This window comes from Verrucosispora sp. WMMD1129 (assembly GCF_029581255.1).
Taxonomy (GTDB): Bacteria; Actinomycetota; Actinomycetes; order Mycobacteriales; family Micromonosporaceae; genus Micromonospora; species Micromonospora sediminimaris.
Genome location: NZ_CP120741.1, coordinates 3,452,267 through 3,478,538, shown reverse-complemented (window position 1 = coordinate 3,478,538; position 26,272 = coordinate 3,452,267). Strand labels below are relative to the sequence as shown.

Annotated in this window: 24 protein-coding genes and 1 pseudogene; 15 read left to right on the top strand and 10 right to left on the bottom strand. The window is 71.9% G+C overall.

Features of this window, described 5'->3' with window-relative positions; translation table 11 throughout:
• Positions 1 to 175: 175 nt before the first annotated feature.
• Positions 176 to 997: an HAD-IIB family hydrolase gene (locus O7624_RS16170; protein WP_282236380.1), complete on the top strand. Its 822-nt coding sequence runs from the start codon at positions 176 to 178 to the stop codon at positions 995 to 997.
• Entirely contained in the window at positions 997 to 1,809 is an 813-nt protein-coding gene (locus O7624_RS16165; protein ID WP_282236379.1) for an HAD family hydrolase, read from the top strand. The genes O7624_RS16170 and O7624_RS16165 overlap by 1 nt, the downstream gene beginning before the upstream one ends.
• Positions 1,810 to 1,856: 47 nt before the next feature.
• Here O7624_RS16165 and O7624_RS16160 read toward each other — a convergent pair whose 3' ends face one another.
• Entirely contained in the window at positions 1,857 to 2,462 is a 606-nt protein-coding gene (locus O7624_RS16160; RefSeq protein WP_282236378.1) for a bacterial proteasome activator family protein, read from the bottom strand.
• Between the two features lie 100 nt (positions 2,463 to 2,562).
• Here O7624_RS16160 and O7624_RS16155 point away from each other — a divergent pair, with 100 nt between their 5' ends.
• Together O7624_RS16155 and O7624_RS16150 are read left to right on the top strand one after the other, a co-directional pair.
• Positions 2,563 to 3,360 carry an alpha/beta hydrolase gene (locus tag O7624_RS16155; RefSeq protein ID WP_282240650.1) on the top strand — a complete coding sequence of 266 codons (798 nt, stop codon included), beginning with the start codon at positions 2,563 to 2,565 and terminating at the stop codon, positions 3,358 to 3,360.
• A 79-nt stretch (positions 3,361 to 3,439) separates the two neighbouring features.
• The gene (locus O7624_RS16150) at positions 3,440 to 4,639 is read left to right on the top strand and encodes an ABC transporter substrate-binding protein (protein ID WP_282236377.1); all 1,200 of its coding nucleotides are present in this window, start codon (positions 3,440 to 3,442) and stop codon (positions 4,637 to 4,639) included.
• 63 nt (positions 4,640 to 4,702) lie between these two features.
• Here O7624_RS16150 and ddaH read toward each other — a convergent pair whose 3' ends face one another.
• A complete protein-coding gene (ddaH, locus tag O7624_RS16145) occupies positions 4,703 to 5,536 on the bottom strand; it encodes a dimethylargininase (protein WP_170863627.1) in 834 nt (277 codons plus the stop codon).
• A gap of 59 nt (positions 5,537 to 5,595) precedes the next feature.
• Between ddaH and O7624_RS16140 the strand changes: the two genes are divergently transcribed.
• The 3 genes from O7624_RS16140 (at position 5,596) to O7624_RS16130 (ending at position 9,107) form a co-directional block, all read left to right on the top strand.
• On the top strand, positions 5,596 to 6,054 hold the full coding sequence (locus O7624_RS16140) for an Lrp/AsnC family transcriptional regulator (RefSeq protein WP_093410847.1): 459 nt from the start codon (positions 5,596 to 5,598) through the stop codon (positions 6,052 to 6,054).
• Between the two features lie 59 nt (positions 6,055 to 6,113).
• A complete protein-coding gene (locus O7624_RS16135; protein ID WP_282236376.1) occupies positions 6,114 to 8,033 on the top strand; it encodes a beta-propeller domain-containing protein in 1,920 nt (639 codons plus the stop codon).
• 117 nt (positions 8,034 to 8,150) lie between these two features.
• Positions 8,151 to 9,107 carry a zinc-binding dehydrogenase gene (locus O7624_RS16130; protein WP_282236375.1) on the top strand — a complete coding sequence of 319 codons (957 nt, stop codon included), beginning with the start codon at positions 8,151 to 8,153 and terminating at the stop codon, positions 9,105 to 9,107.
• Positions 9,108 to 9,113: 6 nt separating this feature from the next.
• Here O7624_RS16130 and O7624_RS16125 read toward each other — a convergent pair whose 3' ends face one another.
• From O7624_RS16125 to O7624_RS16115, 3 genes are all read right to left on the bottom strand, one after another.
• Positions 9,114 to 10,193 carry a hypothetical protein gene (locus tag O7624_RS16125; RefSeq protein ID WP_093410853.1) on the bottom strand — a complete coding sequence of 360 codons (1,080 nt, stop codon included), beginning with the start codon at positions 10,191 to 10,193 and terminating at the stop codon, positions 9,114 to 9,116.
• A gap of 88 nt (positions 10,194 to 10,281) precedes the next feature.
• Positions 10,282 to 10,566, bottom strand: coding sequence for a DUF6457 domain-containing protein (locus O7624_RS16120; protein ID WP_282236374.1), 285 nt, complete (start codon positions 10,564 to 10,566; stop codon positions 10,282 to 10,284).
• Positions 10,563 to 11,216: an NTP transferase domain-containing protein gene (locus tag O7624_RS16115; protein ID WP_282236373.1), complete on the bottom strand. Its 654-nt coding sequence runs from the start codon at positions 11,214 to 11,216 to the stop codon at positions 10,563 to 10,565. The genes O7624_RS16120 and O7624_RS16115 overlap by 4 nt, the downstream gene beginning before the upstream one ends.
• A gap of 106 nt (positions 11,217 to 11,322) precedes the next feature.
• Here O7624_RS16115 and fdhD point away from each other — a divergent pair, with 106 nt between their 5' ends.
• Positions 11,323 to 12,177: a formate dehydrogenase accessory sulfurtransferase FdhD gene (gene fdhD / locus O7624_RS16110; RefSeq protein WP_282236372.1), complete on the top strand. Its 855-nt coding sequence runs from the start codon at positions 11,323 to 11,325 to the stop codon at positions 12,175 to 12,177.
• A 21-nt stretch (positions 12,178 to 12,198) separates the two neighbouring features.
• Here fdhD and O7624_RS16105 read toward each other — a convergent pair whose 3' ends face one another.
• Together O7624_RS16105 and O7624_RS16100 are read right to left on the bottom strand one after the other, a co-directional pair.
• A complete protein-coding gene (locus tag O7624_RS16105; RefSeq protein ID WP_093410859.1) occupies positions 12,199 to 12,909 on the bottom strand; it encodes a GAP family protein in 711 nt (236 codons plus the stop codon).
• Between the two features lie 79 nt (positions 12,910 to 12,988).
• Positions 12,989 to 14,026 carry a DUF4192 domain-containing protein gene (locus O7624_RS16100; protein WP_282236371.1) on the bottom strand — a complete coding sequence of 346 codons (1,038 nt, stop codon included), beginning with the start codon at positions 14,024 to 14,026 and terminating at the stop codon, positions 12,989 to 12,991.
• Positions 14,027 to 14,217: 191 nt separating this feature from the next.
• Between O7624_RS16100 and O7624_RS16095 the strand changes: the two genes are divergently transcribed.
• The 7 genes and pseudogenes from O7624_RS16095 (at position 14,218) to O7624_RS16065 (ending at position 23,275) form a co-directional block, all read left to right on the top strand.
• Complete coding sequence (locus O7624_RS16095; RefSeq protein WP_282236370.1) at positions 14,218 to 15,132, top strand: fructosamine kinase family protein; 915 nt, start codon at positions 14,218 to 14,220, stop codon at positions 15,130 to 15,132.
• Positions 15,129 to 16,136, top strand: coding sequence for a GTP 3',8-cyclase MoaA (moaA, locus tag O7624_RS16090; RefSeq protein ID WP_282236369.1), 1,008 nt, complete (start codon positions 15,129 to 15,131; stop codon positions 16,134 to 16,136). The genes O7624_RS16095 and moaA overlap by 4 nt, the downstream gene beginning before the upstream one ends.
• Positions 16,137 to 16,138: 2 nt before the next feature.
• Positions 16,139 to 16,387: a MoaD/ThiS family protein gene (locus O7624_RS16085; protein WP_093410868.1), complete on the top strand. Its 249-nt coding sequence runs from the start codon at positions 16,139 to 16,141 to the stop codon at positions 16,385 to 16,387.
• Positions 16,388 to 16,399: 12 nt separating this feature from the next.
• Positions 16,400 to 17,716 carry a metallophosphoesterase gene (locus tag O7624_RS16080; protein WP_282236368.1) on the top strand — a complete coding sequence of 439 codons (1,317 nt, stop codon included), beginning with the start codon at positions 16,400 to 16,402 and terminating at the stop codon, positions 17,714 to 17,716.
• 61 nt (positions 17,717 to 17,777) lie between these two features.
• The gene (locus O7624_RS16075; RefSeq protein ID WP_282236367.1) at positions 17,778 to 20,996 is read left to right on the top strand and encodes a UvrD-helicase domain-containing protein; all 3,219 of its coding nucleotides are present in this window, start codon (positions 17,778 to 17,780) and stop codon (positions 20,994 to 20,996) included.
• 438 nt (positions 20,997 to 21,434) lie between these two features.
• A pseudogene (locus O7624_RS16070) lies at positions 21,435 to 21,899 on the top strand (flagellar basal body protein FliL); the annotation flags it as partial.
• Positions 21,900 to 22,033: 134 nt separating this feature from the next.
• Positions 22,034 to 23,275 carry an ATP-binding protein gene (locus tag O7624_RS16065; RefSeq protein WP_282236366.1) on the top strand — a complete coding sequence of 414 codons (1,242 nt, stop codon included), beginning with the start codon at positions 22,034 to 22,036 and terminating at the stop codon, positions 23,273 to 23,275.
• Positions 23,276 to 23,335: 60 nt separating this feature from the next.
• Here the strand turns inward: O7624_RS16065 and O7624_RS16060 are convergent, their stop codons facing one another.
• The 3 genes from O7624_RS16060 to O7624_RS16050 all read right to left on the bottom strand — a co-directional run bounded on the left by O7624_RS16060 (position 23,336) and on the right by O7624_RS16050 (position 26,221).
• A complete protein-coding gene (locus O7624_RS16060) occupies positions 23,336 to 23,536 on the bottom strand; it encodes a DUF397 domain-containing protein (RefSeq protein WP_282236365.1) in 201 nt (66 codons plus the stop codon).
• On the bottom strand, positions 23,527 to 24,294 hold the full coding sequence (locus O7624_RS16055; RefSeq protein WP_282236364.1) for a helix-turn-helix transcriptional regulator: 768 nt from the start codon (positions 24,292 to 24,294) through the stop codon (positions 23,527 to 23,529). The genes O7624_RS16060 and O7624_RS16055 overlap by 10 nt, the downstream gene beginning before the upstream one ends.
• A gap of 472 nt (positions 24,295 to 24,766) precedes the next feature.
• On the bottom strand, positions 24,767 to 26,221 hold the full coding sequence (locus O7624_RS16050) for a polysaccharide pyruvyl transferase family protein (protein WP_282236363.1): 1,455 nt from the start codon (positions 26,219 to 26,221) through the stop codon (positions 24,767 to 24,769).
• Between the last annotated feature and the right edge of the window lie 51 nt (positions 26,222 to 26,272).

Genomic DNA, 26,272 nt, shown 5'->3' with positions numbered 1-26,272 from the left:
CCACCGAACCCGGTGACGAGGTCACCTCCGGTGTGTCGCCCGTTGGCACCCGATTCGCCTGGAAGCCATGGTTGCGACCGGTTGTGCGAGGTACGGTTGCTGCCCGCCGTCACGCCGGGTCGCCGATCGACGAGGAGAACGGCTGGTCGCGACGGCGGCGGGCGAAGGAGGAACCATGACCCGCCCGGGACTGCCCAAGCTGATCGCCACCGACCTCGACGGGACGCTCGTCCGCAGCGACGACACCGTGTCGGCCTTCACCCACGAGGTGCTCGACCGGGTACGCGCCGCCGGTATCCCGGTGGTCGGCGCCACCGGTCGCGGCCCTCGGCTGACCGAACTGACCCGCAACGACATCCGCGCCGCCGATTTCCTCGTGCTGGCCGGCGGCGGCCGGGTGGTCGACCAGAGCGACCCGGAGGGGCCGGTGGTGCTGCGGGACGAGCGCCTCTCCAGCGAGGTGCTGGCCGTCCTGCTGGCTGAACTGGAGGCCGCGGTCGGCCCGCTGACGGTCATGGTGGAGGCGTCGGATGAGCATGAGGCGCCGCTCTGGGGCGACTACCACCCCGCGTGGCCCTATCAGGACGCGTTCGAGGTGCGCAGCCGCACGGAGTGCCTCGCCGACGATGTGATCAAGGCATTCGCGCGTACCGCCGATCACCACGTGGACGAGTTGCTGGCCGTCGCGCGGGAGATCGTGCCGCCGCATCTGGCCACCCTCACCCAGGCGGGCCTGGGCTTCATCGAGATCTGCCCGCCCGGCGTGGACAAGGCCTCCGGGCTCAGCGTCATCGCACAGACCCTCGGGGTGGACCCGGCGGACGTGCTGGTCTTCGGTGACATGCCCAACGACCTGCCGATGTTCGAGTGGGCCGGCTGGGGTCGGGTGGCCGTCGCCAACGCCCACCCGAGCCTGCGCGCGGTCGCCGACGAGGTCACCTTGCGCAACGACGACGACGGGGTGGCGATCTATCTCGACCGGCTACTGTCCCGGTGATGGATTCCACGCCGCACCTGGTCGCCAGCGACATCGACGGGACACTGCTGCGCGACGACCGCACCCTCAGCGCCCGCACCGCCGACGTGCTGGCCCGGATCTCCGCCCAGGGCACGCCGGTCGTCCTGGTCACCGGCCGGCCGATCCGCTGGCTCCGGTTGGTGTACGACCAGCTGGCCGAGCCGCTGCCGGCGGTCTGCGCCAACGGCGCGGTGGTCTACGACCCGAGCACCGACGAGGTGCTGCGGGCCGACCCGCTGGCTCCGGAACTGCTCGCCGAGGTGGTCCGACGCCTGCGTGCCGAGGTACCCGAGGTGAGCCTCGCCGTGGAGATCGTCGATGGCCGCGAGATGCGTCACGAGGCGCACTACCCGTTGCGGTGGGACGCCGACGACGAGGCGATCCGGGCGGTGCAGACCGCCGAGGAACTGCTGTCGGCCCCCGCGGTGAAGCTGCTGGCGCGGGCCGGCGAGCAGGACCCCGACCGGTTCACCCGACTGGTCGCCGCCGCCCTCACCGGGCTCGCGGAGGCCACCCACTCCTCACACTCCGGGCTGGTGGAGATCTCGGCCGCCGGGGTGACGAAGGCGGCGGGCCTGGCCTGGTACTGCCACCGCCTCGGTGTCGCCGCGCCGGACGTGCTGGCCTTCGGTGACATGCCCAACGACCTGCCGATGCTCACCTGGGCAGGGCGGGCGGTGGCGGTCGCCAACGCGCATCCGGAGGTGCTGGCGGTCGCCGACGAGGTCGCCCCGGCGAACTCGTCCGACGGGGTGGCCGCGTACCTGGAGAAGGTTTTCGGGGCGGACTGAGCCGTCGGCTGCGACGCGCGACGAGCGCGCCGCAGCCGGACTCATGGTCAGAGGTACTGGCCGGTGCTGTGTCCCTCACCGCCGCCCGGCTGACCCATGCCGGGCATGCCCGGCAGCATCGCCCCGGCCGGTCCGCTGGGCAGCGCCTGCCGACCGGAACGCATCTGCTCCAGCTGCACCCGGGCCGCCATCTGTTGCGCGACCAGAGCTGCCTGGATGCCGTGGAACAGCCCTTCCAGCCAGCCGACCAGCTGGGCGTGGGCGATGCGCAGCTCGCCCTCGCTCGGTGCCTGGTCCTCGGAGAAGGGCAGCGAGATCCGTTCCAGCTCCTCCCGCAGCTCGGGGGCGAGCCCTTCCTTCAGCTCGACGATCGACCGTTGGTGGATCTCCCGCATCCGGTGCCGACTGGCATCGTCCAGCGGAGCGGCCTTGACCTCCTCCAACAGCTGTTTGATCATGCTGCCGATCCGCATCACCTTGGCCGGCTGTTCGACCAGGCGCGACGGATCCTCACCAGATCCTTCGTCGGTCTGCACGGTGCCGACGGGCCGGCCGTCCGGTCCGACCACCACCACGGTTCCGGAGTGCCCGGTACCGTCCCGGTCGGGCTCGTCGTTCTGTCCAGCGGAGCGCGCTTCGGTCATGCCCTCCATCTTTACCCAGCGGTACCCGTCAGCGTCCGGCGGCCCGCTGCCCTGTTACCCGGGCGGCACCTATCTGACGGTGGCCGGTGAGCCGCGCTACCGTCGCCCGATGCACTCCGATCCCCGTACGGTGCTGACCCGCCCCGCGCCCGAACCGGACGCGACCGTCGCCTACGGCGAACACCCGGACCAGATCGCCGACCTGCGCCGCCCGGCCGGCTCCGGACCGCCCCGTCCGCTGGTGGTGGTGGTGCACGGTGGTTTCTGGCGCGCGGAGTACGACCGGCGGCACACCGGGCCACTGGCGACCGCACTGGCCGCGCTCGGGTACCCGGTCGCCCAGTTGGAGTACCGGCGGACCGGTCAGCCCGGCGGCGGCTGGCCCGGCACCCTGACCGACGTGCTGGGCGGAGTCTCCGCGCTGCCCGGGTTGGCCGAGGTCGCGCTGCCGGGGCAGGTCACCGCCACGCCACCGGTGCTGGTCGGCCACTCGGCCGGCGGGCACCTCGCGCTGTACGCGGCGGCCCACGCACCCGGTGCCGTCGCCGGGGTGCTGGCCCTCGCACCGGTCGCCGACCTGGCCGAGGCGTACCGGCTGGATCTCGACGCCGGTGCCGTGGCCGCGCTGCTCGGCGGCGGACCGGCCGATGTGCCGGAGCGTTACGCGACGGCGGATCCTCGGGCTCTGGTTCCCCTCCGGCCACGCACGGTAGTGATACACGGCACGCTCGATCAACAGGTACCCATCGACCTCTCTCGAAATTACGCGGCTGCCGCCCGCGCCGCCGGCACCGAAATCCGCCTGATTGAGCTACCAGATTGCGAGCATTTCGGGCTTATCGCTCCGGACTCGCCAGCGTGGCCTCAGGTTACCGACGCGTTGCGGTCTCTGCACGAAGATCATTAGCCATTGACGCAGCGTCGCCGAGCAGGTAGAACGCCGAAGGGGCGGATGCGCCCCGGCAACACATTCGAAGGGAAACTCGGTGTCGCAGATGAACCGCAGGCGGGCACTCCAGCTGCTGGCCGCGCTCGGTACGGGCGGGCTCGTCGCCGCATGCGGCTCCGACGCCGAGCCGGAGGTGGCCGGCACAGAGAGCCCGATCAAGATCGGGCTCATCGCGCCACAGTCCGGCCCGAGCAAGGCGGTCGGCGACGAACTCAGCAACGGCTTCGAGCTGTACCTGGACCTCAACGACCGGCGACTCGGTGGCCACCCGGTCGACGTGGTCACGGCCGACGAGGGTGACAACGTCAAGTCCGGTCAGGGTGCCGTCGAGGGACTGCTCAAGCAGGGTGTGCTCGCCCTGACCGGGGTCGCCAGCTCGTCGGTCATGTTCGGCATCAAGGACATCGTGGAGCAGGCCCGGGTGCCGTTGATCGGCTCCAACGCCTCGCCTGCGAACCTGCAGAGCGTCGTCTACATCTGGCGTACCTCGTACGTGCTCGACGAGGCGGGCCGGGCGCTCGGCCGCTACCTGAAGGACGAACTCGCCGCCTCCGACCGGATCGCGACGATCCTGCCGGAAGGGGTCGTCGGCGTCGAGGATGTGCTTCGTGGCTTCCGCGAGGAGTTCGGCGCGTCCGACCCGCGGCTCGCCTCCGAGGTGGTCTGGACCTCCGGCAGCAGCAGCCCCAGCCGGACCGCCTACGTCTCGGACATCAACCGCGCGCTGGCCGGCAACCCCTCGGTCGTCTTCTGCTTCTACTCCGGCACGGCGGCCGTGGAGTTCATCATGCAGCTGCGCGACGCCGGATTCCGGGGCCGGATCTACGCCCCCGGCTTCCTCACCGAGGGTTCGGTGCTGGAGAACATCCGGCCGGCGAGCGACGCCCTCGGCATCCGTACCGCCCTGAACTACTCCGCCGACCTGAACAACGCGGCCAACCGCCGGTTCGCCTCGGCGTACCGCAAGAAGCACAACACCTCCCCGACCACGTACGCGATGGCCTCGTACGACGCGGCCAAGGTGCTCGACCAGGCGATCCGGCTCGCCGGCCCGGCACCCACCCCGCAGCAGGTCAACCTCGCACTGGGCCGGATCGGGCAGATCGACAGCCCACGCGGCGCCTGGCAGTTCAACCAGCCGCGTACGCCACAGCAGAAGTGGTACCTGCGTGAGGTGCAGCGCGACGGCCAGGTGGTGTCGAACGTGCTGGTCAACGAGTTGGCCACGCTCGGCTGACCAGGTCGAGGACAGCGCGAGGCCGTCCCCGGCCCGGGGACGGCCTCGTCCGTTGATCGACTCTCAGTACCGCAGTTCGGCGATGCAACACTTCACGCTGCCACCGCCCTTCTTCAGCTCGGCCAACTCCACCGGCACCGGGGCGTAGCCGGCCGCCTTGAGCCGACCGGCGAGCCGGGTGGCCTCGCTGTTGAGCACCACGTTGGCCCCGTCGCTGACCAGGTTCAGCCCGAAGGCGAGGGCATCCTCGTCGTCCGCCAGCACCGCGTCCGGGAAGAGTTGGGCGAGCACCCGCTGACTGGCAGCGGAGAAGGCACCGGGGTAGTAGACGATGTTGCCGTCGTCGATCGAGGCGAGCGCCACGTCCAGGTGGTAGAAGCGCGGGTCGACCAGCCGCAGTGAGACCACCGGCCGACCAAGCGCCTCCTGCGCCTCGGCGTGCGCCGGCAACTCGGTACGGAAGCCGTGCCCGGCGAGGATCAGCCCGCCGTGCGCCTCCGGCAGGTACGCGAAGTCCCCCTCGCCCTCGTTCGTCTCGTTCGGCGCGATGAACCGCCAGCCCTGGGACTCGTAGAACGCCCGGTGCGTGGCCGCCTCGGCGGCCCGCTGCTGGTGCTTGAACTGCGCCCCGTAGACCGTGCCGTCGACCATGAACGCGCCGTTGGCCGCGTAGACCATGTCGGGCAGGCCGGGCTCGGGTACCAGCAGGTGCACCTCGTGGCCGAGGCCGACCAGCGTCTCCCGCAGGCGGTCCCACTGCTTGACCGCCAGCTCCGCGTCGACCGGGGCCGTCACGTCCATCCACGGGTTGATCGCGTACTCGACCGCGAAGTGCTCGGGGGAGCACATGAGATATGTCCGCTTTCGCGGCACTCGCTGCTGGTTCACGGTGACCAAGGGTAGGTACGGTAGAACTTTGGTAACAGCCGCAAACATTGCTTCCCAGAGGCGGAACATTGCAGATCGACGCCGTTGACCAGCGAATCATTGCGCTGCTTGTGGCCGACGCCCGGGCCTCGTACGCCGACATCGGCGCCCGCGTGTCGCTCTCCGCTCCGGCGGTCAAGCGGCGGGTCGATCGACTGCGGTCCGCCGGGGTGATCCGGGGATTCACGGCCATCGTGGACCCGGCCTCGGTCGGCTGGACCACGGAGGCGTTCGTGGAGTTGTTCTGCGCGGGCCGGACCACCCCGGCCCAGATCGGCGCCGCCGTGCGCCGCCACCCCGAGGTGGTCGGCGCGTACACCGTCTCCGGCGAGGCCGACGCGCTGGTGCACCTGCGTGCCGCCGACATCGCCCACCTGGAGGAGGCGCTGGAGCGGCTGCGGGCCGAGACGTTCGTGACCTCCAGCCGCAGCACCATCGTGCTCTCCCGGCTGGTCGAGTCCCCCGGCGTCGGCCCCTCCACCGCCTGAAGCCGTAACGGCCGGTCTCCGGCTGGAACCGAACCCGAATTCGCCACGTCGAAGCGGCCATGAGACGGGGCACCAAGTTCGCCACGGCCGGCGGTTCGCTGGTCGCGCTCGCGCTGCTCGCCGGCAGCATGGCCGTGTCACAGCCTCCGCCGACCGGGCCCGACAATGCCGAAACACCGATGGTGCCGGTCGGCCTGGTCTCCTTCGACTCCTGCGCCGACGCCCTCACGGAGCTGCGGGCGGCGGCCAACGCCTCGGTCGGCCCGTACGGTCTCGCCGAGGACTGGGGGCTGAAGACGGCGGCCATCGGCGGCGCGGAGTCGATGGCCCGCACCTTCGCCGGAGCGCCGGGCGACGCCGCTGGCCAAGATGCCGGGACGGATTTCTCGACGACCAACAACCACGAGGCCGGCGCGGACGAACCCGACCTGGTGAAGACCGACGGCCGACGGATCGTCACCGTCACCGGCGGGGTGCTGCGGGTGGTCGATCCGGTGAGCCGCCGCGTCACCGGGCGACTCGACCTGGCCGACGGCCGGGAGGAACTGCGCTGGCAGGAGCACCGCCTGCTGTTGCTCGGCGACCACGCGCTGGTACTCGGCGAAGACCCGCCGCGCCCGGCCGACGCGCTGCGCTCGATCAGGCGTCCCGGTGGTACCCGCCTACTGTTGATCGACCTGGCCGGCCGTCCCCTGGTGCTCGGCACGTACCGCATCCAGGGCAGCACGGTCGACGCCCGGTTGACCGGTGACACGGCCCGGGTGGTGGTCCGGGCACCGGCCCGACTGGAGTTTCCGCTGGCGTCCGAGGGCACCGACCAGGTCCGCACCGAACGGAACCGCAAGGTGATCGCCCGGGCCGGTGTCGAGGCATGGCTGCCGGAGTACGAGTGGACCGCCGGGCCGGAGCGGCACACCGGTCGGGTCGGCTGCGACCGACTCAGCCGGCCCGAGCGGATGACCGGCGCGGCCACCCTCACCGTGCTCAGCTTCGACCTCACCAGCGACCGGCTGGGTGATGGTGACCCGGTGGCGGTGGCCGCCGACGCCGACACCGTCTACGGCACGGCGACCAGCCTGTACCTGGCGGGTCAGCGTCCGACACCGATCACCGGCCTGCCCCGCTGGCGGCCCTCGCCGGCCGAGCCGATCACCGACATCTACCAGTTCGACACCGCCGCGCCGGGGCGTCCCCGCTTCCTGGCCGCCGGCTCGGTGCCCGGCCGCTTGATCAACCAGTACGCGCTCTCGGAGTGGGCGGGGCACCTGCGGGTGGCCACCACCACCGGCGAATTCCGGGACGACGGCTCCACCTCCGAGTCGGCGGTTCGCGTGCTGCGTCACGACGACGGGGCGCTGGTACCGGTCGGCATGGTCGGCGGCCTCGGGCGGGGTGAACGCATCTACTCGGTGCGCTACCTCGGCCCGGTCGCGTACGTCGTGACCTTCCGGCAGACCGATCCGCTCTACGCGCTCAACCTCGCCGATCCGGCCGCGCCCAGGGTCACCGGCGAGCTGAAGATCACCGGCTACTCCGCGTACCTGCATCCGCTGCCCGGGGACCGCCTGCTCGGTGTCGGTCAGGAGGCCGACCGCCAGGGACGGACCAAGGGCGTCCAGGTGTCACTCTTCGACGTCCGTGATCCGGGCCAACCGGACCGGCTGGACCAGTGGCACCTGCCCGGCGGGTGGTCCCACGCCGAGCACGACCCGCACGCCTTCCTGTACCGCCCGGACACCGGCCTGGTGGCCTTGCCGGTCGACGCCGGTGTCCGGCTGTTGCGCGTCAGCGACGACACCATAAGTGAGATCGGCGAGGTGACCCACCCGGCCGGGAACGACAGCGGCCGACGGCAGTGGGGGCAGCCGGTACGGCGGTCACTCGTGGTCGGCGACGTGCTCTGGACGGTCTCCGAGGCGGGCCTGCGCGCCACCGACCCGGCCTCGGCCCGGAGCCTGGCCTGGATCGCCGCCACCTGAACCTTCCTCCCGCGCGGGTGGGGTCCGGTTTCTCGGGGTTTCCGGGCCCCACCCGCCTTGACCTCAACCACGCTTCAACTGATCGACTCCGGTGGGAAGCGGCGGTGAGGGGGAGACATGCGCGCGGTGTGGATTCACGAGTTCAGCGGGCCGGAGAAGCTGGTGCCCGGCACCGCGCCCGATCCCGTTCCCGAGCCGGGACAGGTGCTGATCGACGTGGTGCACGCGAACATCACCTTCGTGGAGACCCAGTTCCGGGCGACCGGCTTCGGCCCATCCGGCGCGCGGCTGCCGGTGATTCCGGGTAACGGGGTCGGCGGTGTGATCAGCGACGTCGGGCCGGGCGTCGACCCGGGACTGGTCGGTCGGCGGGTGGTCAGCAGCACCGGCGGCTCCGGCGCGTACGCCGAGCGGGTCGTCGTCGACGCGGCGCTGCCGGTGGCGGTACCGGACGGGATGCCGCTCGATCAGGCGGTGGCCCTGCTCGCCGACGGACGTACGGCGTTGCTGCTGGCGGAGGCGGCCGAGCTCAAACCAGGTGACCGGGTGCTGGTCGAGGCCGCCGCCGGTGGGGTGGGCAGCCTGCTCGTCCAGCTCGCGGCCGGTGCCGGAGCGCGGGTGGTCGGGCTCGCCGGCGGTACGCGCAAGGTCGAGCTGCTACCCCCGCTGGGCGCCGAGATCGCCGTGGACTACCGGGCACCGGACTGGGTTGGCCGGGTACGGTCGGCGACCGGTGCCGTGGATGTGGTCTTCGACGGGGTCGGGGGCCCGATCGGGCGGGACGCGTTCGAGCTGCTCGACCCGGGTGGTCGGATGCTCAGCTTCGGCCTGGCCAGCGGCGAGTGGGCGGGCATCGAGGCGGAGTCCGCCGCCGAGCGGGGCGTGACCCTGGTCCGGCCGACGCCGACCCCCGCCCAGCTGCGGGCGTACACCGAACGGGCGCTGGCGGAGGGGGCGGCCGGGCGGCTGCGCGCGGTGATCGGCCAGCGCTTCCCGCTGGCACGGGCGGCCGAGGCGCACGCGGCGATCGAGGCCCGCTCGACGGTCGGCAAGACCCTGCTCGACGTGCGCTGACCGCCCTCAGAGGTACATGCCGGTGCGATGCTCGCCGCGTCCCGGCTTGTCTCCCTCGCCGAAGAACCGCTTGCCGCCGAACTCGCCGTGCAGACGGTCGTCCAGTTCGTCCGCGAGCCCGGTCATCACCTGTACCGCCAGCATCAGGTGGGTCGGCTGGAAATTGCGACCGAAGACCGGGATCGACGCCCACACGGTGTCGTCGGCGCAGTAGAGCCGGCCGATCGGCATCCGGTTGGTCAGCTCGGAGAGCTTGACGTACAGCCGCTCGGTCGGCTCGACCTCGGTCAGCACCGGAGAGAAGACGTCGACAAGCGGCGGATTGTCCCGCACCCGGACGAAGACCATCGCTGATCCGGCGCGGATGTTGATGTCACCGTCGGAGTCGACCTGAAGCCGGTCGGAGTCCGATTTGAGCATGGTCGAGACGACCGTGCGGACCCGCTCGGCCAGATCCAGCACCTCGGTGTCGGCATCGGCCTCGTCGGTTGCGGCCAGCGCCTTCTCAAGCTCGGTGCCGATCTCCCGCGCCAGGTTCGCCGCGCTGCGGGCGGTACCCAGCGCCTCTCCGGGGATCGGCTCACCCTCGCCGTCCTCGATCGCGTAGACGAGAAAAGCCGGATGTGGGGCACCGTAGATGTCGCGCAGTGTGCGGGAGAGCAGCGCGGCCAGCCGGGTGGCCTCGTCCGCGGAATAGTCCAGGCCGAACTGGTCCCCCGAACCGGCGACCACGCCCGGCGGTGACCAGCCCAACGCGATCATGTCGGCGACCGCCGCACGGTCCAGCCGGTATCCCTGGGGCAGGGTGGCGTTGCCCACCGCCCGGGCGGCGAACCGGCCGTCGCTGCTCACCTCGACATAGACGGAGTAGACGGCGTCGTCGGTGCCGGAGGCGGTCGGGTCGAGGGTCAACGCCACCTCCGCGCCGGGCGGCAGCGTGGTCAGCCGCTCCGCCAGCGCCCGGGCGAAATCCCGCCACGCCTGGGTCACCTTCGCCCGCAGGTCGGCCGTGCTCGGCTCGTCGAGCAGGATCGACTCGTGGTGCACCGGCGTGCCGGGCGGCGCCGAGGGGTGGTCAGCCGTCATGATCGCCTCCGTCCGTTCCGGTCACCCTACCCAGCAGGCTGCCGGCACGGATCAGCGCGGACCGTGATCGGACAACCTCCGGGAGCGGTCAGCCGTGGTCGGGTCCGGCCGGGTCGGCGCGGGAGTGCGGTTCGCCACCCAGTTCCACCGGCCAGGTGGCGGCCAGCCCGGAGAGCCGGGCCACGGCCACGGCCGGATCCGCGCCCTGCCCGACGGCCAGACCGAGCAGGTACGCGGTGACCGGCGCACCCGGCCGCAGCACCTGGTGCGCCACGTCCCGGGCCAGATCCAGCACGGTCGGCACCGGCACCTGCGTCGGATCGAGACCCAGCTCCGCACAGGCGGCCGTGACCCAGTCGTCCAGCACCGTCATCGCGTCCACTCCTCCGCCCGGCGTAGGTCACGCTCAGTGTCGCAGTCGAACCAGGGCTCCGGGCCGTCACCGTGCCACGTCACCTCGCACACGATCAGGCCGGCAAGCAGTTCCCGCAGGGGTGCACCGGTCACGTCGCCGCCGCGCCGAACCCTCAGTCGATCCAGGGCGGCCCGCAGCGCGGCGGGCCGCCACACCCCGCACAGCGTCTGCCGCCGCCCCGACCGGTCCACGTAACAGGCCCCGTCGAACGCCGCCGAACCCGGCCTTTCCATGCTCGCCGTTCCGGCGGACCGGGAGCGGTCGTAGCCGGTGCCGTGCAGGTGGTCCAGCAGGCCGCCGACAGCTGACCGGGTCAGCAGGGGCAGGTCGGCGGCGAGCAGGGCGACGGCCGGTACCTCGGTGTCGACCAGGGCCAGCCCGGCCGCGACGGCGGTCACCGGCCCGCCGCCAGGCGGCACCTCCCGGGTCAGCCGCACTCCGGTGATCGCCGGTCCGGGGCCGACCAGGATCCGGGGCGACGCATCGGCCACCGCGGACAGCACCCGCTCACGCATCGGCACCCCGCCGACCGGTAACGCCGGCTTGTCCCGCCCACCCATCCGACGCCCCGCACCACCCGCGAGCACCACCGCCGCGTACGCCGTCATGGCGCCACGCTAGCCGCCGGCCCGGCCCCGGCGGCAGTCGTGGTGGCCGGGCACGGATCGAGGGCGGCGTGGAGGACGTCCGGCGATGCGGGGCAGGATGGGGGACGTGGGACGGGCTTCGGATCGGCGTGGTGTGGTGCGGGTGGATCTGGACGCGACGGACGCCGGCCGGCGCCGGGTGCGGCGGCCGGACACGATCGCCGCCGAGGAGCCGCTGGAGATCCGGGTCGGTCCCGCCGGACCTGGGCCACGTCCGCCGCTGACCGTCACCATGCGTACCCCGGGTGCCGACCTGGACCTGGCCATCGGCTTCCTGTTCAACGAGGGGCTGATCCGCTCCGCGGACGACGTGTCCACCGCGCAGTTGTGTGCCGGCGCCGACACCCCGAACACCTACAACGTGGTCGACGTGACCCTCGCTCCCGGAGTACCGGACCCGGTCGCCGATGCGACCCGGCACTTCCACACCACCAGCGCCTGCGGGGTGTGCGGCAAGGCGAGCATCGACGCGGTGCGTACCCGGTCGATCTTCGACGTCCGCGACGATCCGCTCAGCGTACCGGCGGAGCTGCTGGCCGAGTTGCCGCAGCGGCTGCGGGCCGGGCAGCGGGGGTTCGATCGCACCGGCGGGCTGCACGCCGCGGGCCTGTTCTCCACGGACGGCGAGCTGGTGGTGCTGCGCGAGGACGTGGGTCGGCACAACGCGGTCGACAAGGTGGTGGGCTGGGCGGTACGCGAACACCGGCTGCCGCTGAGCGGTCAGGTGCTGCTCGTGTCGGGCCGGGCCAGTTTCGAGCTGACCCAGAAGGCCTGGATGGCCGGTGTTCCTCTGCTCGCCGCTGTTTCAGCACCGAGCACGCTCGCGGTCGACGTGGCCACCGAGGCGGGAATGACCCTGGTCGGGTTCCTACGGGATCGGACGATGAACGTCTACACCGGCGGCCACCGGGTCGTCGCCTGATTCCGCTCCTGGCGGCCACCGTCAGCGGTTGGCCAGCATCTCGAACAGCTCCAGCCGGGCCGCGGCGTCGCGGGCGATCAGGAAGCCGGCGATGCCCAGAACCCAGCCGAGCATGCTGCCCGAGGTGCGGACGATCCACGCGTTGAGCCGGGCCAGCACCGGCTCCACCCAACTCGGCCAGACCACCCGAGCACCGAGCAACAGCATCGCCGGCACCACCATGACCAGGCAGTAGCCGCCGAGCAGCGCCACGCTGGTGGGCACGGCCAGGCCGGAGGTGGTGAGCAGGCCCAGAGCGCCGAGGTACGGCAGCATCGTCGCCACCTCGGCCAGCGCCGCGAACAGCGCCAGCCCCACCAGCCAACGAGCCGACGAGTCACCGGCGGTCACCCGGTCACGCCAGCGCAACACCCGACCCGTACCGGTGCCACGCTTGCCGTCGTAACGAAAGCTCAGCACGAACAGGCCGACCCCGAGCACCAGCTGACCCCAGAGCACCGGCCGGTTGTCCAGCGCACCGCCCAGCAGCTCGGCCAAGCCGCTGCCACCGAAGTACAGCAGCAACCCGACCACGAAATAGAAGCCGGCGATGGTGCCGAGGTAGATCATCACCCGCCGGACGCTCACCGGCCCCGGAGCGAGCAGCAGCCACACCGGAATGAACAGGGTGCCGATGCTGGTGCTGTCCACCAGCGCCAGTCCGACGAGGGACAGCAGCAGGGCAACGCTCATGCCGTACCGGCGGCAAGCTCGGACATGCGGCGATTATCCGGCACCGCCGCCAGGGGCGGTGACCCCGGTGCAGAGACGGTCATCGAGGGCGCCGTCGGGCGCGTCGCCTCGCCCGGCGCCGCGCTCTCGGCAGACCTGTCGCCGGCCAGCCGTCCAGCCGGGACGGCGGCACTCCCCGGCGGAGCAGATCGTCCAGCAGCACGGCGAGCGAGTAGTCGGGATGCTCGGCCAGCACGCGTTCCAACGCCACCGCCGCCAACGCGCCCTGCCCGTCGCGCCAGGCGGCGAACGCGAGCAGCGCACCCGGAGCGGCGATCAGCTCCGGGTCGGCCCGGCGCAGCACCTCGGCCCAGAAGGCGACGTCCTCGTCCCGGCCGTCGGTGCGTTCCCACGCGTGGTCGCGTACCGGCAGGTGGGTCAGGAGCAGGCAGAGCCAGGCCACCTCGTCGTCGGTCAGCCGTTCGCCAGCGCGGTGCCGCCGGACCGTGGCCCGCAGCGCCGCCGTGCCGGCCGCCCGGAGCGCCCGAGCGCCGAGCAGGTCGGTGGCGGGGGCGGCGGCCAACAGGTCGGTGAGCCGCTGCTGCGCCCGGTCGACCGCGTACCGCATCTCCTCCCCGCCGGCCGGGGCCACCTGCGCGGCGAGTGCCGCCCGGTCCGGTAGGGCCACCTGTCCGGCGAAGACCGCCGCCGCCGGCACCGCGCTGGCCTGCGGGTCGTACGGAGTGCCCTCCGGCGGGCAGCACTCCGGCTCCTCGCAGAGGTACGACCACCAGCGCCCGTCGGTGACCCGGAGCGCGTCGAGCACGGCCAGCCCCGCCTCGGCCAGCGCGGCCCGGACGGCGTCCACCGCCGGGGTCACCCGGGCGGCCGGGCCGTAACCGACGACGGTGGCCGAGTCGGCACCCTGTCGGGCGGTCACCGCGGCGATGTGCTGGCCGGGCTCGTAGGGGTCGGCGTCGCCGGGCAGATCGCCGCGGGCGGCGAAGACGATCCGCTTACCGGACAGCGCCACCACCACGATGCTGTCGGCGGGATGGAAGCCGAGCAGATACGGCACGGCGGCGATGAGGTCAGCGGGAGAGCGTACGGACAGTCGGGGCAGCTCGGTCGAGTTCATGCAGGCAGCCTGCGAGCCAGGGATCGGGCGGCGCTGCCCCTGTGGACGACACGCCGATTATCCACAGCTACACAACGTAGTTTCGCAGCTCACGCCCAATCCACCGTCACTTGTCCTGAGCACCGACCGAGGAACGGTACGAGGGGTACGCGATGCACGTGATCGCTGTCGGTTAGCGATACGTTGCGGGGATGGATCTGGCGTACCTGCGGGCGCATCCGGAGCAGTTGCCCACCTTCCTGACCCATCAGCGGATCCGGGAGACGCCGGTGTCCGGCGGCGACATCTGTGCGGCTGCCCGGCTGACCCTTGACGACGGTCACTCGGTGTTCGCCAAAACCTGGCCGGAAGCTGCGGAGCGGCCGGTGCCGGAGGGTTTCTTCGCCGCGGAGGCGGCCGGTCTGCGGTGGCTGCGCGAGGCCGATGCCGTCGCCGTACCGGAGGTACTTGTCACGTTGCCGGAAATGCTGGCGTTGGAGTGGGTCGACCCGGGTGAGCCGACTCCGGAGGCGGCCGACCGTTTCGGGCGGGAGCTGGCTGAGTTGCACCGGACCGGCGCTGATGCGTTCGGCGCGCGGTGGCCGGGGTTCATCGGTGCCCTGCCGGCGGACAACACGCCCCACGACGGCCCGTGGACGGAGTGGTTCGCCCGGACCAGACTGCTGCCCTACCTGCGCCGATCGGTCGACGGGGGTGCGTTGACCAGCGCCGACGCCACCCTGGTCGAGCAGGTCATCACCCGGATTGGCGAGTTAGGCGCTGACGAGCCGCCCGCCCGCATCCACGGTGACCTCTGGCCGGGCAATCTGCTCTGGGGCGATGACGACCGGGTCTGGCTGGTCGACCCGGCGGCGCACGGCGGGCACCGGGAAACCGACCTGGCCCAGTTGGCGCTCTTCGGCGGCCCTCCGCACCACGACCGGATCATGGCGGCGTACCAGGAGAGCTGGCCGCTGGCCGACGGGTGGCGAGCCCGGGTGCCACTGCATCAACTGCATCTGCTGCTCGTGCACACCGCGCTGTTCGGTGCGGCATACCGCGATTCGGTAACCAGGAGCGCCCGGGACGCCCTGAGCGGGGCGGGTCGCGCTACCGTCGACCGGTGAGCCTGCCCCCGCCCACCGGCCTCGTCGACCGGTACGGCCGCGTCGCCCGGGACCTGCGGGTGTCGCTGACCGACAAGTGCAACCTGCGCTGCACCTACTGCATGCCCGCCGAGGGTCTGCCCTGGCTGGCCGGACCGCAGCTGCTCACCGACGACGAGGTGGTCCGGCTGATCCGGGTCGCGGTGTGCCGGCTCGGGGTCGACGAGGTGCGGTTCACCGGTGGTGAACCGCTCATCCGCCCCGGTCTGGTCGGCATCGTCGAAGCCGTCGCGGCCCTCGAACCGCGACCCCGGATATCCCTGACCACGAACGGCATCGGCCTTGACCGGCTCGCCCCCGCGCTGCGTACCGCCGGTCTGGACCGGGTGAACGTCTCACTCGACACGCTGGACCGGGAACGCTTCACCCGGCTCACCCGCCGGGACCGGTTGGCCGACGTGCTGGCCGGCCTGGCCGGCGCGGCCACCGCCGGGCTGACCCCAGTCAAGATCAACGCGGTGCTGATGCGCGGCGTCAACGACGACGAGGCGCCGGCGCTGCTGCGCTTCGCCCTCGACCACGGCTACGAGTTGCGGTTCATCGAGCAGATGCCGCTGGACGCCCAGCACGGCTGGGACCGGGCGGCCATGGTGACCGCAGACGAGATCCTGGCCACGCTGCGGGCCGCGTACGACCTCGACCCGGACCCGACCGAACGCGGCACCGCCCCCGCCGAGACCTGGCTGGTCGACGGTGGTCCGGCCCGGGTCGGCGTGATCGGCACGGTGACCCGGCCCTTCTGCGGCGACTGCGACCGCACCCGGCTCACCGCCGACGGGCAGATCCGCAACTGCCTTTTCGCCACCGACGAGTCGGACCTGCGCGGCGCGTTGCGGGCCGGAGCCGACGACGAGGAGCTTGCCCGACGCTGGCGGGCGGCCACGCTGACCAAGCGGGCCGGGCACGGCATCGACGACCCGTCCTTCCTGCAACCGACGCGGCCGATGTCGGCCATCGGAGGCTGACCATGGCCAGCGTCACCGTCCGTTACTTCGCTGGGGCTCGGGCGGCGGCCGGCCGCGCTGAGGAGACCACCACCGCGGGCCGGTCGCTCGACGAATTGCTGGCGGAGCTGGCCGAGCGGCACGGCGGACGGTTGGTATCAGTACTGGCGGTGTCGAGTTTTCTCATCGACGGCGTGACCTGTCATGATCGGCAGCAGCCGCTGCCGGCCGGGGCGACGATCGACGTCCTGCCTCCCTTCGCCGGCGGCTGAGGGGGATCCCACGTGTTCGCGGTACTCGGCTTCGTCACCACCCTGGCCGTGATCACCGGGCTGATCCATCTCTACCTGTGGAAACGCCTGGTGAAGGACACCACCACCGCCGGGCGCTGGCGGCGGGCCGGCACGGTCACCGCCGTGGTGCTGGCCCTGCTGGTGCCGGCGACGATGCTCGGCACCCGGGCCGGGATGTACTGGCTCGCCTGGCCGGGCTACCTCTGGCTCGCGCTGATGTTCTACCTGCTGGTGCTGCTCGTCGTGCTGGAAGTTCCGATGCTGGTGACGCGGCTGGCGCTGCGCCGCCGGTCGACCCTGGCCGCCCCGGAGCCGGTCCTGGTCGGCCCTGCCGCCACGCCCATTGCTGGGCCGTCCGCCGACGAAGCGACCGCGGCCGAGGAGCCGGCCGCGCCGAGCGCACCGGCCCAGCCGACCGCCGACGGCACGACGGAGCGACCGGCCGCCGGCGCCGTCGGCCCCGACCACGATCCGGGCCGCCGCCTGCTGCTCGCCCGTGGTGCCGCGATCTTCGCCGGGCTCACCGCCACCGGCCTGGTCGGCTACGGCGTACGCACCGCGCTGGGGCCGCCCCGGCTGGACCGGGTGCAGATCCCGCTGGCCAAGCTGCCCCGCAGCATGGACGGTCTGCGCATCGCCACCGTCTCGGACATCCACATCGGCCCGCTGACCGGCCGGGCGCACACCGAGCGGATCGTGGCCGCGATCAACCGGCTGGACGCCGACATCGTCGCCGTGGTCGGCGATCTCGTCGACGGCACGGTCGCCGAGCTGGGCGACGACGCCGCACCACTGCGCGACCTGCGAGCACGCCATGGCAGCTACTTCGTCACCGGCAACCACGAGTACTACTCCGGGGTGGAGGAGTGGGTGGCCGAGGTGGACCGGCTCGGGCTGCGAGTGCTCCAGAATCGGCGGCTGGAGATCGCCACCCGTGGCGGAGTGCTCGACCTGGCCGGGGTCAACGACGTCTCCGCCGTCGGCGACGGCGTCTCCGCGCCACCGGACTACGACGCGGCGTTGGGCGACCGTGACCCGTCCCGACCGGTGGTGCTGCTGGCGCACCAGCCGGTGGCCGCGTTGGAGGCGGCCAGGTACGGGGTCGACCTGCAACTGTCCGGCCACACCCATGGCGGCCAGATCGTTCCCTTCAACCTGCTGGTCCGGCTCGAACAGCCGGTCGTCTCCGGGCTCGGCGAGGTGGACGGGACGAAGGTCTACGTGACAAACGGCGCCGGCTTCTGGGGGCCGCCGGTACGGGTCGGCGCGGAGCCTCAGGTCACCCTGGTCGAGCTTCGTTCGGCATAGCGCAGCTCACCTTCACGCGTGGCGACGCGCGGGAGCGCGGCCGATCGTGACAGGATGCGGCGTGCCCCCGTTCAGCGCCGTACCCCCCGGTGGCCTTTCGCCCTTCGTCGCGGACCTGCACATCCACTCGAAATACTCGCGGGCCTGCAGCCGTGACCTGACCCTGCCGAACCTCGGCTGGTGGGCGCGCCGCAAGGGCATCGCCGTCCTCGGCACCGGCGACTTCACCCATCCCGCCTGGTACGACCACCTGCGGGATACCTTGCATCCCGCCGAGCCGGGCCTGTACCGGCTGTCACCGGAAGCGGAGCGGGACATCGCCCGTCGGCTACCGCCCCGGCTGGCCAGCGAGGCAGAGGGTGACCAGGTCCGGTTCATGCTCAGCGTGGAAATCTCCACGATCTACAAGCGGGACGACCGGACCCGCAAGGTCCACCACCTGATCTATCTGCCGGACCTGGACGCGGTGGGCCGGTTCAACGCCGCGCTCGGCCGGATCGGCAACCTCGGCTCGGACGGTCGACCCATCCTCGGTCTGGACTCGCGCGATCTGCTGGAGATCACGCTGGAGGCGAGCGAGGACGGGTATCTCGTACCGGCGCACATCTGGACCCCGTGGTTCTCGGCCCTCGGCTCGAAGTCCGGCTTCGACGCGATCGCCGACTGCTACGCCGACCTGGCCGACCACATCTTCGCGGTGGAGACCGGTCTCTCCTCGGACCCGGAGATGAACTGGCGGGTGGGCAGCCTGGACCGCTACCGGCTGGTCTCCAACTCCGATGCCCATTCGCCGCCCGCGCTCGCCCGCGAGGCCACCGTCTTCGCCTCGGCCCGGGACTACTTCGGCATCCGGGAGGCGCTGCGTACCGGTGCCGGGCTGGCCGGGACGATCGAGTTCTTCCCGGAGGAGGGCAAGTACCACGCCGACGGCCACCGGCTGTGCGGGGTGAACTGGGCACCGGAGCGGACCCGGGAGGCCGGCGGACGCTGCCCGGAGTGCGGCAAACCGCTGACGGTGGGCGTACTCAGCCGGGTCGAGGATCTGGCCGACCGGCCCGAGGGGTACCGGCCGCAGCACGCCCCCGAGGTGACCCACCTGATCCAGCTCGCCGAGATCCTCGGCGAGATCAACAAGGTCGGTCCGCGCTCCAAGCGGGTCGAGGGGAAGCTGACCGAGCTGGTCGCCGCGCTCGGCCCCGAGCTGGAGATCCTGACGCGCGTTCCGCTGGACGAGATCGGCCGGGTCGGCGGCGAACTGCTCACCGAGGCGATCGGCCGGCTCCGTCGCGGCGAGGTCCGCCGGGTGCCGGGGTACGACGGCGAGTACGGCGTGATCACCCTGTTCGACCCGGCCGAGCTGAGCGGCGGGGCTGGCGTGTCCGCCGGGCAGGAGACGCTGTTCGACGTGCCGGTGCCCGCCCAACGGCGGCCTTCGGAGACCACGGCCAAGGCGGGCGCTGCGGCGAGGACGGCGGCCGGTGTCAAGCGTCCGTCGGCTAAGCCCGAGCCGAAGCGGAAGCCGGCGGCCCCGGCACCGCCGATCGCGCCGGCGCCCTCCCCGCACGAACCGTTCGAACCGATGCTCGCCGGCATGGAGGAGGTGGGCACCGGCCTGCTCGACCGGCTCGACGCGATGCAGCGGGTGGCCGCATCGGCACCCGGGGGTCCGCTGCTGATCGTCGCCGGTCCGGGCACCGGCAAGACGCGGACGCTCACCCACCGCATCGCGTATCTCTGCGCTGAGCTGAACGTCTTCCCCGAGCGATGCCTGGCCATCACGTTCACCCGGCGGGCCGCGGAGGAGTTGCGACACCGCCTCGACGGCCTGCTCGGCCCGGTCGCCGAGGACGTCACAGTCGGCACCTTCCACTCGCTCGGGCTGACCATTCTGCGCGAGCACGCCGAAGCCGCCGGCCTGCCCGACGACTTCCGGATCGCCGACGACGCGGAGCGGACGGCCGCGCGGACCGAGGCCGGAGACGACCCGGCCCGCTTCACCGCGCTGCTGCGCAAGCAGGGCCTGGTGGACCTGGACGAGCTGCTCACCCTGCCGGTGGCGCTGCTGCGGGAGGACCGGCGGCTGGTCGACAGCTACCGGCAGCGATGGCAGTGGATCTTCGTGGACGAATACCAGGACGTCGACGCGGTGCAGTACGAGCTGTTGCGCCTGCTCAGTCCGGCCGACGGGAACCTGTGCGCGATCGGCGACCCGGACCAGGCCATCTACTCCTTCCGGGGCGCCGACGTCGGGTACTTCCTGCGTTTCTCGCAGGACTTCACCGACGCCCGCCTCGTCCGGCTCAACCGCAACTACCGGTCCTCCGCGCCGATCCTGGCCGCCGCGGTGCAGGCCATCGCGCCGTCATCGCTGGTGCGGGGTCGCCGGTTGGATCCGGCCCGGCTCGACCCGGAGGCGCCGCTTGTCGGCCGGTACGCCGCGGCCTCCGTCGCCGACGAGGCCGATTTCGTGGTACGCACCGTGGACGAGCTGGTCGGCGGCCTGTCCCACCGGTCGCTGGACTCCGGCCGGATCGACGGACGGTCGACCGCGCTGTCCTTCTCGGACATCGCGGTGCTGTACCGCACCGACTCGCAGGCCGCGCCGATCGTGGACGCCCTGGCCCGGGCCAACATCCCGGTGCAGAAGCGCTCGCACGACCGGCTGCGGGACCGTCCCGGGGTGGCCGCCATCGCTCGTGAGCTGCGGCACGCCCCCGGTGTCGAGGGTGCCCTGCCCGCGCGGGTACGCCTCACCGGCCAGGTGCTCGCGGACCGGTTCGCCGCCCCGACCCTGGACGGGTCCGGCGGGGTACGCCCGGAGGATGTCCGGACCGCCGTCGACCTGCTGACACCGCTGGCCCGTCGCTGCGGTGACGACCTGGAGATGTTCCTGTCCCAGCTCGCCACCGGCGCCGAGGTGGACGCGCTCGACCCACGCGCCGAGGCGGTCACCCTGCTGACCCTGCACGCCGCGAAGGGTCTGGAGTTTCCGGTGGTCTTCCTGGTCGGTGCCGAGGACGGACTGCTGCCGCTGCGCTGGCCCGGGACCACGCCCGACGAGGCCGCGGTGGCCGAGGAACGGCGACTCTTCTTCGTCGGGCTGACCCGTGCCCAGGACCGGCTCTACGTCAGCCACGCCGCCCGCCGATTCCGGCACGGATCGGAGCGGGACTGCCGCCCGTCGCCGTTCCTCGACGTGGTGGACCCGGGCCTGTTCGAACGCCTCGGCGACAGCGAGGGCCCCCGGCGACCCAAGGACCGCCAGCTACGCCTGATCTGACGGAGGGCGATCGGGTTGCCGACCGGCCGGGCAGTGTGGCACCGGTGACCTGCCGTAGGCACTACGGTGACGGTTGGCGGTGCCGGTGGTCGACCGGCCACCCACCGGCTTCACGGGACGGCTCAGGAGGGCGTGCGCATGGCGAACTACGGACCACCGGGCCCAGGCCCGCAGCCGTGGCACGAGCCGCAGCCCGGCGAGCAGCCATGGCCCGAGCCACAGCCCGGCCAGTGGTACGGCCAGGATCAGGGGTACGGCCAGGATCAGGGCTACGGCCAGGTGTACGGAGGCGGCCAGGGCTACCGGTCCGGCGAGTCCCACGACGCCGGGGGGCACGGCGGCGGCCGGTACGGCACGACCGGGTCGGGACACCTTCCGCCGGATGCCTGGGCGCAGTCCGCCTACCAGCACGATGCGGAAACCGGGTACGCCGGCGCACCCACACCGCCGCCGCAGCGTCGGCGCGGGCGGATGCTCGTCGTGCTGGCGGCCGTCCTGGTGCTGGTGCTGGGCGGTGCGACGGCGTTGTATCTGGTCGGGCGGGACGACCAGACACCGACTCCGGTGGCCGCACCGACCGAGGAGGTGGCGTCCACGCCGGGCCCGCAGGGCGAGGAAGTCCCGCCCGACGATCCGGCCACCGCACCGTCCGCCGACCCCCGCTTCGTGCAGGCCGGGCAGTGCGTACGCAACGACGCCGCAGCTGGCGGCAAGCCCAGGCTGCTGCTCAGTGAGTGCGCGCCGAGGTCGTACGAGGTGCTGCGGCGGTTCGACGGTAAGACCGGCGGCGAGCGTGACGCCGAGGAGAAGTGCGCGGGGGTCGACGGCTACACCAACTGGTACTTCTACGACAGCGAGTTGGACTCGCTCGACTTCGTGCTCTGCCTCAAACAGCGCGACTGACTACCGATTGCCAAAACTAGTGCTGTCTAGCTTGGAGGCTAGACAGCACTAGTTTTTGGTCGAGGGCAACACGCCGGTACCGCCGTCTATCCATGTCTAGCCTCTCCTCTAGACGGCCCGATACTCTGCGATGCGTGGATCCGGTCCGCAACCCGTACGCGCCGGGCGCCGGCCAGCGTCCGCCCGAACTCGCCGGGCGGGGGCGGGAGCTGGACGTCTTCGACATCGTGCTGGAACGCATCGCACGGGGCCGGCCGGAACGCAGCCTGATGCTCACCGGGCTACGCGGCGTCGGCAAGACCGTCCTGCTCAACACGTTGCGCTCCCAGGCCATCAACCGGCTCTGGGGCAGCGGCAAGATCGAGGCACGGCCGGATCAGTCGCTGCGCCGACCCATCGCCGCCGCGCTGCACATGGCAGTCCGGGAGTTGGCACCGAGGCACCGGGCACCGGAGCGGATCGACGCCTTCCTCGGGGTGCTCAAGGCCTTCGCCCAACGGGGCGCTCCGACCGGTCGCGGCGGGGCCGCTCCGAAACTGCGCGACCGTTGGCAGCCCGGCATCGACGTACCGGCGGCCAGCGGCCGGGCCGATTCGGGCGACATCGAGATCGACCTGGTGGAGCTGCTTACCGATGCCGCCTCCGTCGCCAGCGACGTCGGCACCGGCGTCGCCATCTTCATCGACGAGATGCAGGACCTCGGCCCGGAGGACGTCTCCGCGCTCTGCGCCGCCTGCCATGAGCTTTCGCAGCTCGGCGCGCCCCTGATCGTGGTCGGCGCCGGCCTGCCGCACCTGCCGGCGGTGCTGAGCGCGGCGAAGTCGTACTCCGAGCGGTTGTTCCGCTACCAACGCATCGACCGTCTCGATCGGATCGCCGCCGACCACGCGCTCTGCGCGCCGGCCGAGCGGGAGGACGTCGAGTACGAGGCGAAGGCCCTCGACCTGCTCTACGAGAAGTCCGGCGGGTATCCGTACTTCGTGCAGGCGTACGGGAAGGCCACCTGGGATCATGCGCCCCGGTCACCGATCACCCCGGCCGACGTACGCGTCGCCGCGCCGGAGGCCGAGGCGGAGCTGGCCGTCGGCTTCTTCGGCTCCCGCTTCGAGCGGGCCACTCCCGCCGAGCGCGAGTACATGCGCGCGATGGCGACGCTCTCGCTCGTCGAAGCAGAGACCGACGGCGGCGGCCGGGACGACATGGACGCGGCGGTGCCGACCTCGGAGATCGCCCGGGCCCTCGGCCGCAAACCCGCAAGCCTCTCCCCAGCCCGGGATGCGTTGATCAAGAAGGGGCTGATCTACTCCGGGGAGCGCGGCACGGTCGCCTTCACCGTCCCGCACTTCGGCCGCTACCTGCGCACCCAACCCGCTTGACCGCTGTCCGACCCAGCCGGAAGCCCTCGGCCGGTGGCCGAGGGCTTCGTGTGAGGTGCGTCAGGCGGTCGGGCGGGCGGCCTTCGCCAGCTCGACGAAGCCGCGCCACGCCGCTGGCTGGAAGGTGAGCGTGCCGCCGGCACGGTCCTTGGTGTCCCGAACCAGGACGACGCCGGGAAGGTTGTCGGCGACCTCGACACAGTTCCCGCCGTTGTTGCCGCTCTTGCTGCTCTTGCGCCACTGCGCGCCGGTCATGTCCATGATGCTGCCGCTTCCCTGAGGAGTGTCAGGGACTGCGTCCGTGACAGCGCCTCGCCACGGATGCGTTCCCACCTGCGGCCCAGGGTAGCAATGTCGGCGGACTGATCGACGATCTTCGCCTCGGCCTGGCTGTCGGCGTGCCCGAGCACGCTGCCGTCGTCCAGCTCGGCGAGGGTGAAGGGCCCGCCCAGCCCGGCGTACATGCCGACCGACGCGGGCACGACATGGATCGCCGTGGTGGGCTGCGCGCCGCACGCCACCAGATGCTCGCACTGCTCCCGCATCAGGGCCCGGTCGCCGTACGCGGACCGGCGCAGCACCAACTCGTCCAGCACCACCACAAGCATCGGCGGGTTGTCCCGGCGCAGGATGGCCTGCCGCTGGAGGCGTGCCTCCACCAGCCGCCCGACGTCGTCGGCGGTAAGCGTCTCCCCGGCCAGCGTCGCCCGCGCGTACGCCTCGGTCTGGAGCAGCCCGGGCACCCAGGCCAGCTCGAACCAGCGCAGCGCGACCGCCTCGCGCTCGATGTCCACCCACCGTCGGAACCACGCCGGCTCGCGCCGCTTGAGGACGTCCGGCCACAGCTCGGTGACCTCCCGGCCGAGCGCTTCTGCGACCCGCCTACGGGTCTGCGGGCGCGGGATGCGTCCATGGCTGGCCCACCGCGCGGCGGTCTTCGGGTCGACACCGACCCGCTCCGCGAGGGTGTCGGCGGTCTCGCCCGCCTCGGTCATGGCGGCGACGACGGCACGATTCATTCCGCATTCCTTCCTGCACGTCCGGGGACACTCAGCATCCACTCCGATACGCGGTGTATGCGGCAGACACACGCCGGAAAGGTGGAAACCAGGACGGCACGAGCCAGTGGACTCCCCCGAACCCGCTGGACGTGCTTGTCGGGGCCGCCCCGCCGGGCGAGCACCTCCCGGGGCGGCCCCTCCCAGATCTCCTGGCGACGAGGAGGCACGCGTGCCCGCACGACAGCCCCACCGCGATGGCCGGTGACCGGCCGGCGGGAGGACGGCACCCCGACCGTCCCGCCCGGCGTGGATCGACTGCTACCAGCTCGACCGGCACGGCGACGCGATCGAGAAGCGCCAGTTGTTCGTCATGCCGGCGGGGATGCGCCAGGTCAACGTGCCACCGGTCCCGTACGCCGCCCGACGCCCGGCGGCGAGATCAACCCGGTGAGCCGCCCGGAGGTCCGTCTCGGAGCGCGTACGCGCTTCCTCAGGGCATGCGGCGAATTCGATCGGTGAGCGTACGGCTGCGGTGCAGCGCGGACCGCACCGGGACCGGTAGATGCCGCACGGCGGTGCCAGCGGGCAACCGTTCACCCGGTGCCTGCCCCTTGCGCAGCGCTTTGGTGTGCGGAAAGGGGATCTGCGGCTGATGCGCCTCGCGCAACGCCTGGACGCCGCCGAGCGAGTAAAGCTCCGCCACCCGGGCGACGATCCGCTCTCTGGCCTCCGGATCGGTGGTCATCAGCGTGGTCACCGGCGGCGGCAGGTCCGCAGCAGCCAGCCGGGCCTCGTATCCGGGGTCGGCCTTGCCGGGCTGGAAGATGTGTTCGATGCCGTTGCGCTCAAGGAAGTCGGCAAAGCGGTCCCAGCGCTGCGCCTGCCCGGCGTTGAAGGCGGTGTAGTCGGCCGCGGCGTAAAGATCGGCGGCGTCGGCCTCCGGAGTCAGGCTGGGGACCAGGCTGTGCGGGATGTCGTGGTATCGGGCCAGCTCCAGGGTCCGGCTGTCGTGCGCCAGCACGTATGCGGGCGTGCCGGCGGACAGCGCCGCGATGTTGCCGTGGATCCGGGTGCCGAAGGAGAAGTCGCGCTCCGCGAGGTAGCGCATCCAGGTCGAGGTGTCGACGAAGAACCGGATGCGGTCCTCCCGGTAGAGCTGGTGACCGGGGTGGTGCGGCAGCCCTCGGCGCACGTTGCCCGGGTGGACCCCCCACAGGAGCAGTTCGAGCACCTCGTCGCCCTGCGGCACGTAGACCATGTTCGGGTAGCGCTTGGCGTGCCGGGTACCGATCCGGTCCATCAGCTTCACGTAGGGCGAGATGTTGATCGTGAAACGGCTCTCCGGGGTGATCTCGGGCGCCCGCTTGGTGATCCGGAGATTCGGGCCGTCGCGGAACAGCGACGGACAGCCCACGACGTCGACCACGTCGTCACCGAAGCCCAGCTCGGCGAGGTAGGCGCGGGTGAACTCACCGCGTACGCCGATCGTCGCCGACTTGTCGAGCACCGCGCGGACAAACCGGCGCACCGCCACACGCAGCTCGTCGGTCGGCGGCGGAAACGGGTCGTCGAGGCTGCCCGCGCCGCCCGCGACGCCGACGCCGATCACCACGACCGGGATCCGCAGCCGCTCGATCACCCAGGTGAGGCGCTTGAGATTCTCCAGAAAGCTCAGCCGGAAGGCGTTGGCCAGCGGCACCACGAACATGTCGAACTGCTCGTTGACCCGATCCACGTACGCGCGGTCCACGCCGGGCCGTTCGCTCAGGAACGAGTTGGACACCACCTCGGTCCCCGGAACGCTGATCAGCTTGTGCACCGCATCGGCGAAGACGAGGTTGCCGACGTTGCGCCCGAAGATGCCCTGCTTGTAGAGCGCGAGGGAGAGCTCCGGGCTCACCGGGGTGAAGGGATCCTTGGCGGAACGCAGCAGAACACGAGGCATTGGTCATCTCCACGCCGGGGGGTGTGGGGTCGGGCGAGGCATTCGACGTTA